The 17503-nt window shown below is 57.5% G+C and carries 14 protein-coding genes; all 14 read left to right on the forward strand.

What is annotated here, in order from left to right; translation table 11 throughout:
- The first annotated feature begins 4 nt into the window (after nucleotides 1-4).
- The 14 genes from WCS52_10265 (at nucleotide 5) to WCS52_10330 (ending at nucleotide 17489) form a co-directional block, all read left to right on the forward strand.
- The gene (locus WCS52_10265; GenBank protein ID MEI6167569.1) at nucleotides 5-913 is read left to right on the forward strand and encodes a MotA/TolQ/ExbB proton channel family protein; all 909 of its coding nucleotides are present in this window, start codon (nucleotides 5-7) and stop codon (nucleotides 911-913) included.
- On the forward strand, nucleotides 907-1617 hold the full coding sequence (locus WCS52_10270) for a TonB family protein (protein MEI6167570.1): 711 nt from the start codon (nucleotides 907-909) through the stop codon (nucleotides 1615-1617). Before WCS52_10265 ends, WCS52_10270 begins: the two co-directional genes overlap by 7 nt.
- A complete protein-coding gene (locus WCS52_10275) occupies nucleotides 1618-3012 on the forward strand; it encodes a tetratricopeptide repeat protein (GenBank protein ID MEI6167571.1) in 1395 nt (464 codons plus the stop codon).
- Complete coding sequence (locus WCS52_10280; protein MEI6167572.1) at nucleotides 3009-3800, forward strand: DUF3450 family protein; 792 nt, start codon at nucleotides 3009-3011, stop codon at nucleotides 3798-3800. The genes WCS52_10275 and WCS52_10280 overlap by 4 nt, the downstream gene beginning before the upstream one ends.
- On the forward strand, nucleotides 3797-5239 hold the full coding sequence (locus WCS52_10285; GenBank protein MEI6167573.1) for a MotA/TolQ/ExbB proton channel family protein: 1443 nt from the start codon (nucleotides 3797-3799) through the stop codon (nucleotides 5237-5239). Before WCS52_10280 ends, WCS52_10285 begins: the two co-directional genes overlap by 4 nt.
- A gap of 13 nt (nucleotides 5240-5252) precedes the next feature.
- Nucleotides 5253-5675 carry a biopolymer transporter ExbD gene (locus WCS52_10290; protein MEI6167574.1) on the forward strand — a complete coding sequence of 141 codons (423 nt, stop codon included), beginning with the start codon at nucleotides 5253-5255 and terminating at the stop codon, nucleotides 5673-5675.
- Nucleotides 5676-5747: 72 nt separating this feature from the next.
- The gene (locus tag WCS52_10295; protein MEI6167575.1) at nucleotides 5748-6647 is read left to right on the forward strand and encodes a hypothetical protein; all 900 of its coding nucleotides are present in this window, start codon (nucleotides 5748-5750) and stop codon (nucleotides 6645-6647) included.
- Between the two features lie 29 nt (nucleotides 6648-6676).
- Nucleotides 6677-7312, forward strand: coding sequence for a hypothetical protein (locus tag WCS52_10300; GenBank protein MEI6167576.1), 636 nt, complete (start codon nucleotides 6677-6679; stop codon nucleotides 7310-7312).
- A gap of 100 nt (nucleotides 7313-7412) precedes the next feature.
- Complete coding sequence (locus WCS52_10305) at nucleotides 7413-8609, forward strand: polysaccharide biosynthesis/export family protein (GenBank protein MEI6167577.1); 1197 nt, start codon at nucleotides 7413-7415, stop codon at nucleotides 8607-8609.
- Nucleotides 8610-8619: 10 nt separating this feature from the next.
- Complete coding sequence (locus WCS52_10310) at nucleotides 8620-10677, forward strand: hypothetical protein (protein ID MEI6167578.1); 2058 nt, start codon at nucleotides 8620-8622, stop codon at nucleotides 10675-10677.
- A 14-nt stretch (nucleotides 10678-10691) separates the two neighbouring features.
- Nucleotides 10692-12086 (forward strand): polysaccharide deacetylase family protein, encoded by a 1395-nt coding sequence (locus tag WCS52_10315; protein ID MEI6167579.1) that lies wholly within the window; start codon nucleotides 10692-10694, stop codon nucleotides 12084-12086.
- The gene (locus WCS52_10320) at nucleotides 12053-13471 is read left to right on the forward strand and encodes an O-antigen ligase family protein (protein ID MEI6167580.1); all 1419 of its coding nucleotides are present in this window, start codon (nucleotides 12053-12055) and stop codon (nucleotides 13469-13471) included. Before WCS52_10315 ends, WCS52_10320 begins: the two co-directional genes overlap by 34 nt.
- 13 nt (nucleotides 13472-13484) lie before the next feature.
- Nucleotides 13485-14600, forward strand: coding sequence for a glycosyltransferase (locus WCS52_10325; GenBank protein ID MEI6167581.1), 1116 nt, complete (start codon nucleotides 13485-13487; stop codon nucleotides 14598-14600).
- A gap of 3 nt (nucleotides 14601-14603) precedes the next feature.
- Complete coding sequence (locus WCS52_10330; protein MEI6167582.1) at nucleotides 14604-17489, forward strand: hypothetical protein; 2886 nt, start codon at nucleotides 14604-14606, stop codon at nucleotides 17487-17489.
- Nucleotides 17490-17503: the final 14 nt, after the last annotated feature.

The following is a 17503-nucleotide window of genomic DNA, read 5'->3' on the forward strand; positions in this document are numbered from 1 at the left end:
GCTGATGAACCTATACGCTAACACGATAAGGAAGAGACGATGGGTTCTCGCGCTATCCCTGGCGTTGGGGCTTCCGCTTGCTGTACACGCGATGGACCCCGAAGTGGCCGCCCCGCCTGAGGCCGTCACCGCTGAAGACGCACCGGGGTGGCTGGGAACGCTGGCCAAACAGCCCTGGGCGAAACGCCTGATGCGCATGTGGTCCGGTGAGGAACAGGATACGACCGGAGCGGGTTCAGGTCCGTACATGGAGTCAATTCTGGACACGGTGGATCAAGGAAACCTATTCCAGGTCTTTCGCCGGGGTGGGCCGATCATGTGGCCTTTGCTCTGTGCGGCGTTCCTCGCCCTTGCCACGGTCTCGGAGCGCGCCGGATTCTTTATGCTCGAGCGCTTCCGCAGGAAGGCGGGGGTCCAGAAAAAATTCATGAAGGTTCTGCGCGAGGGAGAAATCGAGCAGGCGATCCAGATCAGCAGGCACAGCCGTCATATTGTGGTACGCGTGTTGGGCTATGCCTTGGAGCACCGCGGTTCCGCACTGGAAGGCGCCGTTAAATACGCAAAGGAACGTGAGTTACACCGGTACCGCAGGGGGATCCCGATCCTTGACACCGTGATTACCCTGGCGCCGCTGCTCGGACTGCTTGGCACCGTAACGGGCATGATGGCCTCGTTTTCACTGATCGGTGGCGATTTGGGCGCCCCGGGGGCGATCACCGGCGGCATTGCTGAGGCCCTGATTGCCACGGCCTTCGGCCTGGGGATCGCGATCACAAGTTTGATTCCGTTTAATTTGATGAACCAGAAACTGGAGACGGCCACACAGGAAATCGACGAGGCCGCCAGCGCGATGATGACGTTGCTTGCCACCCGATGTGGAGCCCATCAGAAATCGGGAGGTGTCGCATGTTAGGGCGAGTGATGGGGATGTTTTTTGGCATCGCGACGATCGCCGGGGTATTGCTTTTCGGGGGGTTGCTTGTACCGAAGACTCCGAAGAAGGCCAACATTAAAACCGTTGAATTATTCTCGGATGACTTGAAAAAAGCGGAAGAGAAGAAGCTGGATCAGCCCGAGCCGGAAAAACCACCGGAAGAACTGCAGGCCCAGAAGGATCAGCCGCCGGATATCAGTGATGCCACACCGGCGCCCCAGGTGTCTGACAACACTCCCGCGCTGGATGCCGCGAGTTTAAGCTCCATCGAGGCCGCCTTGAATCCGGGTGCGGGCGGCGGGGAATTCGGGTCGGCAGTTTCACTGGCCTCGGGCGGCCGTATCGGCGGCACAGGTAAAGCCGGTGCCCGGAATGGCGGCGACAACATGGATAACGCCTTCAGCATGGACGATATCGACCAGAAACCGCGGCCGATTGTTCAAACGCCACCCGTCTATCCCTCTGAATTAAAGGGTAAAAAAATGGGAGGAAGTGTCCAGGTGGTGTTCATTGTCACGGCGACGGGGCATGTCCTGAATGCCCGGGTGGACCGGGCCTCCCATCCTGCTTTCGGTGCGCCCGCCCTGGCGGCGGTGCGCCAGTGGAAGTTTGAGCCGGCCGTCAAGGGTGGCGTCCGGGTCAAGTGTCTCATGCGGGTTCCCATACGATTTGAGGCGGGGTAAATGATGCCAACCATAAAATATAAAATCATGAGGGGAATGGCGCTCGGTCTTTGGGTCGTGGGTGCGGGGGCTTGGGCGGAGCCCACTGTGTCACCCTCCACCGCCGCCCTGGCGGCGTTGTGGAAGGATCCCACCTTCCAGAAGCAATTCGTCGGGAGCTACGGGATTTCGGCGGAACTCGAACCCCGGGTGACGCCGGAGGAGGTGGCGATCCTGGAGCGCGTCAGGCCGCTGATGGGAACCGACCTGCGCAAGGCGGGACAGATGTTGGAGCGTGAGACCAAGCCGAATTCCTCGGCGATGCTGGACTTCAATCTGGGTAGTATCTATTTCCAGCAGGATCTGATGGACAAAGCGCTGCGGAAGTACCGGCGCGCGGTTGATAAATTTCCCTCCTTTCGCCGGGCGCATCGTAACCTGGGCATCATTCATGTGCGGGACGGCAAGTTTGACGAAGCCATTACCAGTTTTACCCGCATGATCGAACTAGGCGGCGGTGATGCCTATTCCTATGGTCTACTGGCCTTCGCCTATGCGGCCAAGGAGGACTATCTGGCGGCCGAGGCGGCCTACCGTAACGCGCTGTTGCTCCAGCCGGACAACACCGAGTGGCGCCTGGGGCTTACACGTTGTGTTTTCAAGCAACAGAAATTTGAGGACGCCGTCGCCCTGCTGGATGTGTTGATCCAGCATTATCCCGAGAAGCCGGAATTCTGGCTGCTGCAGGCCAATGCCTATCTGGGCTTGAAAAAACCCCTGAAGGCGGCCGTCAATCTGGAATGCCTTGACCGGTTGCGAAAGGCCACGCCCGATAACCTGATGTTATTGGGGGACCTCTATCTGGGCGAGGACCTGCCGGACCTGGCGGCGCAGGCGTACTGCCTGGCGTTGTCGGCGGAGCCCCCGTTGCCGACCGCCCGCGTGATCCGCGCCGCCCAGCAGTTGTCCGCCAAGGGAGCCTTCTCCCAGGCACGATTCGTCAATGCCCGATTGCGCGCCTTGCGGGAGAAAACCCTGGAGCCCGCCGACCGCGCCCAACTGGCCAAACTGGGGGCACGCATCGCCATGGCGCAGGGTGAAGATGGGGTGGATCTGGTAAAGGCCCTGGAAGAGACGCTTAAGTTGAACCCCTTGGATGGGGACGCGTTGATCCTGATGGCTCAGTACTACGGGCGCAAGGCAGAACCCGAACGCGCCATCCTGAATTACGAACGCGCTGCGGAGATCCCGGAATTCGAGGTGCAAGCCCGGACACGACAGGCGCAGTTGCTGGTCAGTCTAGGCCGATTCAATGATGCGGTGCCCCTGTTGCGACGGGTACAGGAAGTGAAACCGCGCGAGGAAATTGCCCGGTATCTCGAACAAATTGAACGTGTGGCAAGGAGCAAACGATGAAAGCAAGGAGCCTTATTACAGTGGTCGCCCTGTGCGGTGCAGTCGGAGTGACGGTAGCCGGGGGAACCGGCCCCGGGTCCACAGAACCGGCCGGGGGGGCCACATTGGCCGAGACCCGGATGGTTCTCGACAAGTGGATTGAGACCCAGCAGGTCATTGCCCGGGAGCGGAAGGATTGGCAGCAGGGTAAGGAAACGCTGGCCTCGCGGCTGGACCTGGCCCGCAAGGAAGCCGCCACCATTGAGGAGAAAATCAAGCAGGCGGAGGTGGCTTCGGCGACCGCGGCCAAACAGCGCGCGACGATAGAGGCGGAAAATGCGAAGCTCAAACGGTCTGTGGAACGGCTGGCGGTAGCCGTGACCCGGCTGGAAGGCCAGATCCGTAAAATGTTCCCGACCTTGCCGGATCCCATCCAGACGAAACTCAAGCCGTTATATGAGCGTATTCCCGCGGATGCGGCCACGACCAAGGTCTCCGCCGCCGAGCGGTTCCAGAATGTGCTGGGCATCCTGAGTGAGTCGATCAAAGCCAATACCGAGATCCCCGTGGTGTTTGAAGTGCGCAATCTGGCGAACGGAAAACCGGCCGAGGTTCGGGTCCTTTACGTGGGTCTGGGGCAGGCCTATTACCTGAGCGCCGCCGGCCAGGCGGGGATCGGGCGGCCGACTACCAACGGTTGGACCTGGGAAGCGTCGGCCGGGATCGCGCGGGATGTGCAAAAAGCGATTGAAATTCAGGAAGGCAAGCGCCCGCCCGCCTTCGTCGGCCTACCGGTGGTGCTCCAATGAAAAGAATCCTGACAGCAGTGGTGTTGACGGCCTGGATGGTGACGGCGGCGCAATCTGCGGATGAAGGCTTGAAAGGACAGGTGGGGGCGGCCGCAATGGGGGGGATCTCCCAGTCGGCTCAGATGGAGCTGGAACGGGCCACGACAGAACTCAATGAATTGCGGGCCGAGGTTGCCACGGAAAAAGTGCCGCTAGCAGAGGAATTGGCGAAAGGGGAAGACCAGTTGATCCAGGGGCGGAAGAAGCTGGATCAGGCCCAGCGTCTGGCCGATGCGGGCGCGATGGGAATGGTGGCGCTGAAGGCGGAACAAAAAGCCCGTGAGGACGAGATGTCCTACATTGCCAACCTGTTGGATGAGTACATCCGGGTGTGTGAAACGAAAAGCTCGGTCAGTGAAATGCAGGCGCTTGCGGCAACGCTGGAGGCGGCCAAGCAGGCCGCCGGGAACCCGACCCTGACCCCGGACGACATTTTCGACCGGCGGGTGGCGGTGGTTGATTTGACCAGCACCCGGTTAGCCGAGGCGATCGGTGGTATGTGTTTTGGCGGAGTGGCGGTGGGGCCGGATGGTTCGGTGGAGGGGGGGCAGTTCCTGGTGGTGGGCCCCTCGGTCATGTTCGGCTCGTCGAATGGGGCACTGGTGGGGTTGGTGATCCCTCAACCCGGTTCGGCCAAGCCGCTGGTGCGCCCGATGGAAAATGACATGCAGGCAGGTCTGGGAGAGTTGATCAAGACCGGCCGGGGAACCCTGCCGCTGGATCCTTCGCGGGGCGGAGCACTGAAGGCGATGGTCCAGAAATTCGACCTCATCAGCATCTTTGAAAAGGGGGGGCCGATCATGTGGCCCTTGCTGGTGGCGGCGACGCTGTCGCTCCTGACCGTTACGGAGCGGCTCATCTTTCTGACCCTCGAGCAAAGTCGCCGCAATCCCCAGGCGGTGCAACGATTCCTTGAGGCCGTGACGGAAGGGGATTTTGACCGGGCGCTGGTGGTGGGGGGCAAGTCAAAATTCTTTGTGTTGCGGGCGCTGGCGTATGCGCTGGAGCACCGGGAGAAATCCATTTCCAACGCCTTGCTGTATTCCCAGTCAAAGGAAATGCGGCGATACCGCAGGGGGATTCCCATCCTGGACACCGTGATTACCCTGGCCCCCTTGCTGGGATTGCTCGGCACGGTGACAGGTATGATGGGCTCCTTTGCACTGATCGGCGGCGAACTCAGTGCGCCGGGTGCCATTACCGGCGGTATCTCCGAGGCTTTGATTGCGACGGCTTTCGGTCTGGGCGTCGCCATTACCAGTCTGATTCCTTTCAACATGTTGAATACGCGGCTGGAAGAAGCCCGACAGGAAATGGAAGCGGCGGCAATTCAGCTGGAATTGCTGGTGAACCGCCCGGCAGGCCCGTTGGCGGCCATGGCTCAACATCAATCTAATTAAGGAGAACGAGCACATGCATGGCGGTGGAGGTGGTGGATCAGGGAAAAAAGCGCGCATCGAGATCATCCCGTTGATCGATATTATTTTCTTTTTGCTGGCCACGTTCATCATGGTCTCGCTGTCGATGACGCAGAACCAGGGGGTTTCTGTGGCGTTGCCGAGCGCGTCGTCTGCCGCCTCCCTGGGAGACCAGCAGGAAATGCAAAAGTCGGTCACGTTGAGTGTCAATGAGAAGGGAGAAGTGTTTTATAACAAGGAAAAAACATCGATCTCCCAATTGCCGATGCGGCTGCAGAATTACAAGACCACCAGCAAGGATCCCAAGGTGATCATCAACGCCGATGCCGGCGCCAATTTCAAGAATGTGGTGGCGGTGCTGGATGAAGTCCGCAAGTGCGGAATTGCCAAGGTGGGAATTAATACGGATAAAAAATAACGCAACAATATAAGGGAGTCTCAGGATGAAAAACGCAGGAAACAACAGCAAAACAAAAAAAACGGAGGAGCAATGAAGAAGGTTATCTGGATGACGATGATAGTGGCCGGTAGTGTCAGCCTGTGCGTGGCACAGGAGAAGACAAAGCAGGATGCCAATAGTGATTTGGGTGAGGTGGCACAGGAAGCCGCGACACCCTGGCGCATTTCGGCCGGAGTGTTATATAAGAACTGGCTCTACGAACACGATGCCCTGCAACAGCGTGGGCCAACGACGTCCAAGGGCGGGGAAGACTGGGAGAACGGCAGCACCTCAGGCAACGGTGCGGGCTTGCAGATGAAGGTTGGCCGTGGCGACGGGACGCTCGACGTATCCTTCGTCAAGTCGGACTTCACATACGAATATACCCATCCCAATGCCAAGCAGTCGATCGACACCGTTTCCCGCGACTTTGAAGTGACCTGGTCGCAGATCACGGGCCGCAACAATCAGGCGGAATATGGAACCATCATGGGGTTCCGGTACATGGGCATGCAGAAGGACGATATGATCACTGAAGGCTCCACGATGGTGGAGGGCGGGGGGAATATGAACTGGCTGATGCTCGAAGGCGGTTACACGGGGAGCTGGCGTCCATTTGAAACGCCTTTGTTCCAGGCGCACGGCTCCGTTCTTTTCTTCCTGGGTGAGGCTTCAGGAACCGCCCGCAGCGGCATGGACACGAACTGGGTCGATGGTGTGGTCTCGGAAACCTACAGTGACCAGTACTCGCTGGCCTACGGTGGCCGGGCGTCATTCGGGGTGGACGTTTCCATCACCAAGCGGGTTTGGGTTTCGATCGACTATATGCGCGAATGGCTGTACTCGTTCGACTCCACGGATACAGGGATTGTGGTGTTCCCGGATAACAGCGATGCGCTGTTCATCGAGAATCATCATGCGGTCATGGCGAGTATAAATTACGTATTCTAAGGCGCTACGTGCGCCATTGGGGAGGAAATATGTCGAAACATGCCCTGTTTTTGAGGGGAGGATTGGTGGCGGCCGGGCTGGCGGTTCTGGCCGTCGGTTGTGTGTCCACGGGAATTCAACTGGTCTCGAAAGGGGAGGAGGGGCACGCTTCGGTGGGGCAATCCCTCATCGTGGTGTCGCAACTGGCCTCCGCGGATGAAGCCTGGGCGGCCGCGTTTGAGAAGGCGCTGGACTTCGAACTCAAGCGAAGCGGTTCGCCTTTCCTGATCCAGAGCCGAAACCCTTTGGCTCTGCAGGCCGACAAGGCCCGCTATGCCGCCCAGATCAGGGAGTTCAATCCGGATCTGGTGCTGGTGGTGGAGCCGGGAGATGGAACGGTGGATACACGGGGCCGGAGTTACAAACGCAGGTTTGAAGCCGGTGTGTTTAGAAATTACGCCGAACGGAGCAAACGGGAACTGGCCTGGCGCGGCTCCATCGATTTGGATCCGGCCGGGGCCTTCATCAAGGCGGAAGATATGCCGGCGCTGGCAAGAGACTTGGTTGCCAAACTCCAATCCGACGGCATGCTCCCGAAACAGAAGCGGAACATCAGCAAGGCTCCTGTGAAGGTGGAGGAATCATTATTGCCGCCAGTGAGAACAACGCGGGGGTATGGCCGATAATTCCGAATGCAAGCCAAGAAGTAACACCACGCTAATTGAGTCCAAATCCCAAAGGTGTCTACTGACAAATATTTCAATGAACAGGGAGGACAGAATTAACGTGAAAACTCGTGATCAAGAACATCAACCCTTCGTGGCAAAGGTCGGTGCCTGCATGGCCTTGGTCATGGGTCTGGCTCTCTGTTCGTCCTGCAGTACCCCTCCGGATCAGGACGACGGGCTCGTCGGGATCATCTACCACGCCTCGGCGCGTCATGAAGTCCGAAGCTTCGCAGGTTCGCCAGCGGCGGAGACTCAGCGCCAGACTATTCACCCGCTGGTGGAGGTCGATAAGGAACCTCCGGCCAAGGAATCTGCTCCAAGAACTGGTGGAACCGCGATAACACCGAATTCTGTTCCCGTCCCCAATACGCCATTAGAAGGGCCGGCCAATTACCGCATTTCCCCCGGCGATGTACTGGCGGTCTCCTATTTTCCCCGTCCCCCGGGCGATTCGAAGGAATACCTGATTGACAGTCAGGATGTTCTGACCATCAGTGTCTCGGGGCAGCAAACCTTTACCGGGGATGTGACGGTGCGGCCGGATGGATGCATTTCCTTTTTCCTGATCGGTGAGATGAATGTGCGAGGCCTGACGGTGGCGCAGGTGCGGACCGATATGACCACGCGGATGGCCAAATCCATGGCGGGTGCGGAAATCACCGTGATCCTTAAGGAGGGCAATGCCTTGGCCCGCGACTTCCTGAATACCCTGCGAAGCAACACCGACCTGGGTTCCACCCGGATCATCCAGATCCGGAATGACGGTACGGTGACGTTCCCGCTGGTGGGCGAGGTCAGCGCCATGGGTAAAACCCTGCCCGTGCTTTCAGCTGAACTCGACGAGAAATACAACCGGGTCTTCCGGCGGGGCATCGCCGTGGCCTTGAATTTGAGTTCGAGTTCGGACGGGAATATCGCCGTGCTGGGTGAAGTGCGCAATCCCGGACGCTACACCATTAACAACCCGGTCAGCCCCTTCTTTGCGCTGGCGATGGCGGGTGGCGCGCTAGACACCGCCAAGAAATCCCAGGTGGTGGTCGTTAATCGCCGGGCCGATGGCAAGGTGAGCTGGCATGTGATCAACCTGGATATTGACTCCGGCAAACCGCTGGGCCCTGAGATAGCGCTCTCACCCCAGGATATGCTGCTGGTTCCCCGGACCGGGGTGGCCAACCTGAATACTTTTGTGGATCAATACATACGCCGGATGATGCCGGTGCCGACCGGCCTGGGCTTCGGTTACAATTTGAATTAAGGGAGACGCCATGATGACAACTGCATATGACGATATCATAAAACGATCCTTCCGGCTTCTGACCTATCACCGGCGACGGATTTGGTGGATTACCTCCAGACTGTTTATCCTGACGCTGGTGCTGACGGCCTTCAGCATGGCGTTCTGCCCTAAGTTTGTGGCCCGCACCAAAATGACCATTCTGCCCACCCGCAGCGAAATTGGTTTCGCGGCCGGTCGGCCGGATATGTTCGGGAGCCCGGTGGCGTTGTTGGGCCAGACCTACTCTGAAACCATGACCAGTCGCACCCTGGCGGAGGATGTGGCGCGCACCCTGATGACGAATGACCGGGCGGAATTGAGCAACGGCGGCGTTCTCGGGCATATCCGGCATCATTTGATCTCCCCGATTTTCGGGCTCTTTGGCCGGGCGGTCACCCTGCTGAATACCGGTCGTTGGGAAACGCCCGATCCGTTCAGGTCATTGGTGGACACCATTCAGGCCCGCACCAAAGTCCAGAATCTGCCAGGTTCCTTTGTCTATCAGATTGCCGTGACCTGGGAAAATCCCAAGATCGCGGCGGCAGTCGCGAATACGCTGGCGGATCGCCATGTGCAGATGACTTTGCAGACGAACCGGGAAGAGATGCGGACAACCCGCGACTATATCGAGGCGAAGATCAAGGAATCAAAAGCGGATCTGGCCACCCTGGAAACGAAAATCAAGGATTACCGTGTGGGCGAGAAACTCTACGCATCTTCAACCGACATGGATCTTGGGCTTCAAGAAAAGTCGGTGTATCTGCGGGATCTCAACGCCACCCGTGTCAACCGGGCTCAATTGGATGCGCGAATTGACGCACTCAAGCCTTACCAGACACCGGCTTCACTGGCGGTGATTGAGGCGGAGCGCAGCGAATTGAAGACGCGGGAGGCGGCGGTTGAAAAAGTCATTGGCGAACAAGTGGCTGTGCTGGACAAGTTGCCGGCAAAAGAAGCCGGGCTCCTGGATTTGTATCGCGAGAGGCTGAATTTGGAACATACCATCGGTTCATTGCAGGATCGGCTGCTGGATACCAAGATCACAGAACTGGCGCAACTGAGCACGGCGCGGATCATTGACCGGGCTATTCCGCCGGTCTACCCGGAGGGGCCGCTTCTGTTGCGTAATGCCGTGGCATCGCTCATCGTGGGCCTGCTGCTTTCGATCGGTTATGTGCTGGTGTGCGAGGCGTGGCGGCCCGGACTGCGCAGCCAGGATGATCTTGGCCGCAGCAGCGGCGAAATCGTCGGCCTCATGCCCTACGTGGTTGCCAACGGTCACGGGGATCCTGATGGCGAGTCCTCTGGCCGGTTGACCGAATTTTTCCAGAGCGTGGCACATGGCCATTATGGCACGGTGGCACACCGGCGCACCACCAAGCGGCACCTGGAACATCTGCTGATGCGCCTGATGGAAAGTGTGAGCGCCCGGATCTGCATGTTCGTGAGTCTCAACGGGGGCGAGGGAAAAACCTATCTGATCGAGCAACTCGCCAAACTGGCCCGTGAATCGGGACTCAAGGTGCTGGTTGTGGATGCCAATTTCAGCGCTCCCGCGCTCCACCTGGCGTTCGGCAAATCCCAGTCGGTTGGTATGGCTGAGATTCTGGCTGGCGAAGTGGAAGCCAAGGCGGTTTCCATAACCCTTGACGGGGGACTCAGCCTGATCAATGCCGGCTACAAACGTCCGACGGCGCAATCGAAATGGGCGGTCGAAAAGATCCGGCTCGAACTTCTCCAACTCAAGGAGGGGTTTGATCTGATTTTGATAGATACCGCCGCGTTGAGGGTCGATTCCTCCGTGCCCCGCCTGTTGCCTCTGGCGACGGATATCGTGTGTGTCTTTGATGCGACAAAGTCCTGCCGGAGCGATGCTGATGAGGTGCGCCAGCGGCTCGGTAGTGCGGCAGGCGGAATGAAAATCATTTTCAACAAAAAGATGCATGCGGGTGATCACCTGTTCGCGGCAGGTAATAACGGGCATTCCAATGGGAACAGGCCTGCGACTGAACCCCTGACGAGTAGACCGGTCTTGAGCCGTAATTGAAACGATCCGCCGATATGCGATCAATCTGTAAAAATGGAGCGACGCGAACCAGGACAATGGCGTGGGGGCAGTGGTGTTTATGGGTAGGGTTTGTGGCCGGGGCGGCGCTGTTGGCCGGAACAGCGGTTTTATGGATCCAGTTATGCTCTCTGGTGGCGTTCGGGCTGGGAAGCTGGTTGATTCTGATGCGGCGCTGGCCGCGGAAAATTCCAGTCTTGAATTACCATAGTGTATCCGCTTACCCGGAGTGGTTGCAGATTGCCGATCACGTGTCACTGACCCCGGCCGCGTTGGAGCGCCAATTGTCGTATCTCTCACGGCAGGGCTATCGAACTCTTTTCATCAGTGAGGTTCGGCAGGCGTTGACTGGCAAGATGCGGATGAAGTCGCGCGGCCGGTATGTGGCACTGACTTTTGATGATGGTTATGCTGACAACTGGATCGCGGCGTTTCCGCTGCTGAGGAAATACGGCATGAAAGCCACGCTGTTTGTCAGCCCCGGATTTGTCACGGAAGCGCCGGGATGTCGTCCGACGATTGAGAAGAACGACCGCGCAAAATGGGGCGGTCTGGATTGGAGCGGATATTTGACGTGGCCGGAATTGAAGGCCATGCAGGCGAGTGGGCTGGTGGAAATCCAGTCGCACGGCGAGGCCCATACGCGGGTTTTTGTGGAGCCGGAACTGAAGGGGTTTGTTGGACCAGGCAAGCCCAATTTGTGGCTTTTCTGGAATGCCCTGCCGGAAATGCGGACACAATGGTGGCATAAACTGGCGGCGGATCGTTCATTGTGGGGTCAGCCGGTGTTCCGGCAGGGGCCCGCGCTGGCGCATCGGGCCTATCGACCGGACCCGGATACCGTGGGGCGTTTTCTCTCATGGGCCCGTGAACCGGGGCGGGCAATCTTTGACTCGCCGGGTTGGGAGGAGCGCCTGCGCGAGGAATGGATGCGCCGGAACGCGGATCCGGCGCATCAGGGGAGTCTGGAGGATCCGGAATCATACGTCCGGCGTGTCATGGAGGACTTAGGTCGGGCCCGTGAGACGCTGGAGCGCGAACTGCATACGACGGTGGAGGTGTTGTGTTGGCCGGAAAATGAATTTTCGCCTGAGGGTGAGGCCGCCGCTCGACAGCTGGGGTATAAAGCCACAGTTTCCAACCGGCACCGCAGCCGGAATATGGTCGGTGAAACCCCGGGCTTGATCGTGCGCACCTTTATTGGCTGCCGGGCGGCGGGGATTCGTTCCCCAGGGCTGGATTTTGCGGCGTTTGTATTGGAGTTGAAGGTATTTGAAGGCTGGTATCTCTTGTATCCGTTCCTGGCGGTGATGCATCGGGCCAAAAAGTGGGTGTTTGCCTTAAGGAGGCACTGTTTATGTTGCAGGGATTACGTGTCAATCTGGGTCTGATGGGCGGGGTGGTTTTGTTTGCCCTTTTAACCAGCCTTGCCCCGACCGCCGCCATGGTGCTGGGAGTTGGGGCGGCGCTGGTTGGCGCGGCCCTGCGCTGGCCGGATGATGTTCCCAAATGGGGACTGTATGCCATTGTGGCCTTGGTGCCGCTGAGTGTGATCGGCGGGCGTCTTCCCTTGCCGTTTTTCAATTCCCTGCCCAAAGTAATTTTTCCTGTGGCGTTCGGGGCGCTTTTGGCGGGAAGTGCGTTGTCCCACCGGCGCTTCGTATTTGGGTGGCAGGGTTTATTTGGCGTCCTGTTTTTGGGGGTTATCCTGCTGTCGCATCTTATGAATGTCGAGACCGAAGGGTCGTATCAGGGCGTGATTCGCCCCCTGAATATGGTGTTGCTGCTCCTGCTGGCGCTCAATGTGCTGAAGACCGGTCGGGATGTGGCCATCCTCCTGGCCATTATGGTGACCGCAAGCCTGCTGTCTGCGCTGGGAGGAATCCTGATGCCCATCCAGTGGGCGGCTGGGTATGGCCCGGCCGGGATGGAACGGCTCTCGGGCTGGACTTACCAGAACGATGCCCCGACCTTTGGGCTATATCTTGTGCTGAGCACCCTGGTCTGTCTGTATTTTCTGCTGACGGATCGGCGCCTGTCCTGGCGCATCGCGCTCTTGCCGGTGTCCGTTCTTTTGATTGATGCGATTATGAAAACGTGGGCCCGCGGCTCCATCATTGTACTGGCGGTGACGCTCCTCTATTTGGTTTTCAGTGTCAGAAAGCGGATATCGGGAACCGTTCTGGTGTTGGGTCTGATTTTCATTGCCTTGGTTGTGGTACCGCTGATTCCGGATAAGGTATACGAGCGGTTCAGTGTCAGTGCCATGCAGGCAGGTAATGAAGGGAGTATTCGCTGGCGGCTGGAAAGCGCGCGTATCGGCCTGGAGCTGTTTGAGCGCAGCCCCCTGATCGGACGGGGGCCGGGAAACTTTCCGGCTGAATATATGGCGAGTGAATTTCGTTTCAACCGACTGAACCGCCCGGGAAGTGTGATGGGGAATACACCCCTCTCGATACTTTACCAAACGGGTGTGATCGGCTTATCCATTTTTCTCCTGCTTATCGCCGTGACCTGGCGTGACCTCTGGTTGGTGAAACGCTCCTATGCGGTCGTATCAGCGAGCCGACCTGCCGGGGACGATCAGGAGGGCGACTTCCCGTTTCAGGACAAGGCGGCGGAAATCCTGGGCATTTTACTCGTTGCCCTTCTCTTGTTTTCCCTCATTTCCACGCTGGAGAACGAGAAATATCTCTGGATTGTTCTTGCGGCGGCGGGTGCCATGGCCCGTATCAGGCGCGATAAATCCCGGGCCCTGGCGTTGGAATCGGACTGATCCCATTCGTATTATGAAACCGCCACGCGTTCTCCATCTGATTCATCATCTGCGAGTCGGGGGGGCTGAAACCCAATTGGTCGAATTATTGCCCCGTCTTGCGGCGCAAGGATTTGACGTGCATGCAGGCTGTCTGGATGACCGGGGGCCTTTGTTCGACGTTCTGAGAGAACGAGGCATCCCTTGTCATTTCCTGGGAAGAAGGGGCGGACTGGATCTTGGTGCATTGTGGCGAGTCCGGAGTTTGCTGAATGACCTGCAGATCGATATTCTTAATACCCATTGTTTCTCGGCCGGGTTCTGGGGTCGACTTGCGGCCGTGATGGCAGCAACACCGAACGTGGTGGCCACCTTCCATTCCGTGGCGGGGTGGCGCCAGCCGCGGAAGCAGTTCGTCTGTAACCGGCTTTTACAGCCCGTGACGACTCGTTTTGTGGCCGTCAGTGAAAGTGTGCAACGATCTCTGGTGGAGAAGGAGAGAACCCGGCCCGGGGCGATCCGGCTCATTCACAATGGGATAGAGGCGCGCCGGTTTTATCGCTCGGCGAACCAAACGGCAGACCGAAGGAGGCTGGGATTGTCGGAGGAGGGCTGGGTGATTGGGATGGTGGCGCGCTGCAGTCCCGAAAAAGGAGGGAGGACTCTGGTGCAAGCGGTGGCGCGACTTCTCCGCGATTCGGTTCCGGTTCAGGGGGTATTGGTGGGGGATGGCCCGGACCTGGCGGCGTGGAAAAAGGCGGCAGCTGAGGAAGGAGTCGGAGATCGCATCCGGTTCGTGGGAGCGCAGAAGGAGGTCGCTCCGTGGTTGGCCGTTATGGACGTGCTCGTATGTCCTTCGATCCAGGAGTCATTTGGGCTGGCAGCGCTGGAGGCCCAGGCGGCGGGCATTCCCGTGGTCGCATCGCGGATTGACGGATTTTTAGACACACTTCAAGATGGCGTAGATGCGTTACTCGTGGAGCCGGGCCAGCCGGCCGCCTTTGCTGAGGCGATCCAGTCGTTACTCGGGGCCTCTCATCTGGCAGGTAAACTGGTTGAAGGCGGGCAACGCAATGTGCGCCGGTTTACCATCGAAGCCACGGCACGACAGTATGCGGAACTTTACGGGGAACTGCTCGAACGGAAATAATCCATGCTGGCATTTTTTAAACTTCACAAAACACTGGCGGTGACGCTGGTGGTCATGAGTCTGCCGCTGGTTCTCTATCCGCGGTTTAACCGGCAGGATGTGCAGCTGATTCAGCCGCTGATTGGAACCCGTGCGGGTGAAGTTCAGATCGACATGAAGTGCTATTTAAACTTCGTCAACTATTTCAGGGGCCAACTGCCGCTGGAGTCCGTGACTCCCCCGTTTTCATACAGGCCGCTGGTTCCCTATCTGGCCTCGCGGCTTCCCTTTGATCCCTTCTTGTCGTTCAACCTGGTCAATGTTCTGGCCCTTTGCTTGACGCCGCCGGTAATCTTTTTCATGTTTCGGAAAATGGGGTTTGCCTTCGAATATGGAATAGCCGCCTGTCTGCTCTACACGTTGTCCTTCCCGGTATTTTATTACGGGCCCTCGGGCTATATTGATGCTACGGCGATGCTGATCATGTTCCTGATGATCTCGTCCCGTGTGTATGAACAGGATTATTGGTTGCCATTGTGGTGCGGGATCGGGGGATTGACAAAAGAAACGGTGATAGTGGTTTTCCCGTATCTCCTGGTGGATATGCTGGTCAGGCAGAGGCCTATACGGTCCAACCTCGCCTTTTGGGGGCTAGGACTGGCCGCCTATCTGGGGGCCGTTTGCTGGGCCAGAACGGCGTTTGGGGCCGGGGTTCCATTTGTATGGAAGCCGGCCGGGGTATTTCTGGGGCAGAATCTCTATCGCCTGAAAACCTATATCAGTTTCATGCTGGCCTTCGGGCTTCCGGGCATTTTTGCGACGTGGTATATCATCAGGCATTTCCGGACACGGTTTGACAGGAACGCCATCCCGTTGATCGTCGGGATGTTTTCAGGCCTTTCCCTCTTCGGGTATTCGTTCCTTTCGGCTTATGCCGATGGACGGTTTGTTTGGACGGCCTATCCGTTTATGATTGGCCTGTCGCTGTATTATTTCAAAGGGAAGGCGGCCACCATCGCCCCGGTCGGAGTGTATCTAGCCAGCGCCAGTCTGTGTTTTGGCGGGGGCAATCGTATTCCCAACGGAGATTGGGCAACCAGGGAGCCTCTTGATGCATGGATCATTTTGCATGGGGACAAGAAGGTGCTGAGTTTCGATAAGGGTAAGGAAGGCGATCAGTGTCTCAAAATCAATATGCAGGCAAATCAGTCGATCAACATGGAGACACCCTACATTATTTTGGATCCAAAAAGAAAATACCGGCTGCTGTATCATTACAAAACCAACGCCAAACAAATTGCCTGGTCGGGTGTCACCATTGAATATTTTATGCTGGGCCGGAGTCTCGGTTCCCAATCGTTGGCATTTCAGGATCACCAGGCGGACTGGATACAGAAGGAGTATCTTTTGATTATTCCGGAAGCGACCACGGCATGCAAGGTGCGCCTGAACGCCATGGATGCCGGGGAATATTGGATCGACGAGATCGCGATTAATGAAATTGGACGGCGGGCGGCTAGACGGTTATCCCTGATTGGTAAAATGGAAGACATCCCGGTCAGGAAGGCGGAGGCGCGCCCCCAAATCCCCCCCGAGGGAAAATACTCGGTCAGGCAAATGGCTGGAGTGTGGTGGCTGTTTGATCCCATGGGAAAGGCTTATTGGAATGTCAGCCTGTGGGGGGGCGGCCCCATTGGGGATTGGGGAGAGTTGCCCTTGCGCAGGCATATCCGGGACGCCTATTTAATTAAGGGGAAAACCAATGAATACGACAATCTTGTATTCGACCGGCTGATCGCTTGGGGTTTCAATTCCATCGGGTCGGGCATTGAAATCGACCCGATGAATCAGGCGCTTCAGATGCGGAGACAAACCCAGGCGAAAACCCTCCCCTATGTGGACACCATTGTGATGAGTCTCAATCTTCCCCATGAAGGCGGCTTCAGGTTGTGGGAGATTGCAGAAAGCCTCTATGGAGCGGGAAATGTGAAGGTGGAGGATCTTTCGATGGTAGATAGGGATTCCGTGCCCGTCCTGGGTACCGAGGCGCCTTTCCCGGATGTGTTTAATGAGAAGTTTCGCAAGGCCTATGACCAGTATGTCAAGGAGTGGTTTGAAAAACGCAAGTCAGGCGATCTATTTGCCGTATGCCTGGACAATGAACTGCCTTGGGCGGAACTTCCAAAGTTAATTTATTCGCCCGCCTGTCGCCGGGAGTTTGAAAACTTTGCCAAGCAGAAATTCAAGGGGAGCATTGATGACAACAATGACCTGGTTTATGAATTCCTGCGGCACTATGTTAAGGAATATTTTGCCTTTCAAATTTCCACGGTGCGAAAGTACCGTCCGGATATTCTGATCATCGGCCAGCGGCTTCCCTGCGCCAACGCCATGGATAGCTTCGGGCGCATGAAATACATCTATGACTGGTGTCTCGACCTATTTTCCGTATATGACATGATCGGCCTGAATATGTATCCGCAGGGGCAGGATCATTTCACGCATGACCAGATGAAAACCCTCGAGTATTTTCACCAGAAAACCGGCCGGCCCATTATCATCACGGAGTGGTGTATCTGCTGCGAGGAATCCGGCGTTCCCACTACGGTGGGTTGGCCGCTCTGGAGTACGGTGCCGACCTGGGAGGATAGGGGTAATGGTTACAAGAACTGCCTCACCCAATTGGCCAGTCTGCCCTTTGTGGTAGGGGCGCATTGGTTTTCATCCTACAACGGGTATGTCTGGCATAACGGGGTGCGCTTCCCTGGCTATAACCACGGCTTTTATCAGGATGATTTTGTGCCGAATCCCGTATTCCTGAAGAAAGCCGTCGAGGCCAACCGGATCGTGACCCAGATGGAGCGGAAGGCGGATTTCACGGTGGATGACATCCATTACCTGAAGGAATAAATAGAAAAGTCCAG

It is taken from the genome of bacterium, assembly GCA_037128595.1.
Lineage (GTDB): Bacteria > Verrucomicrobiota > Kiritimatiellia > CAIKKV01 > CAITUY01 > JAABPW01.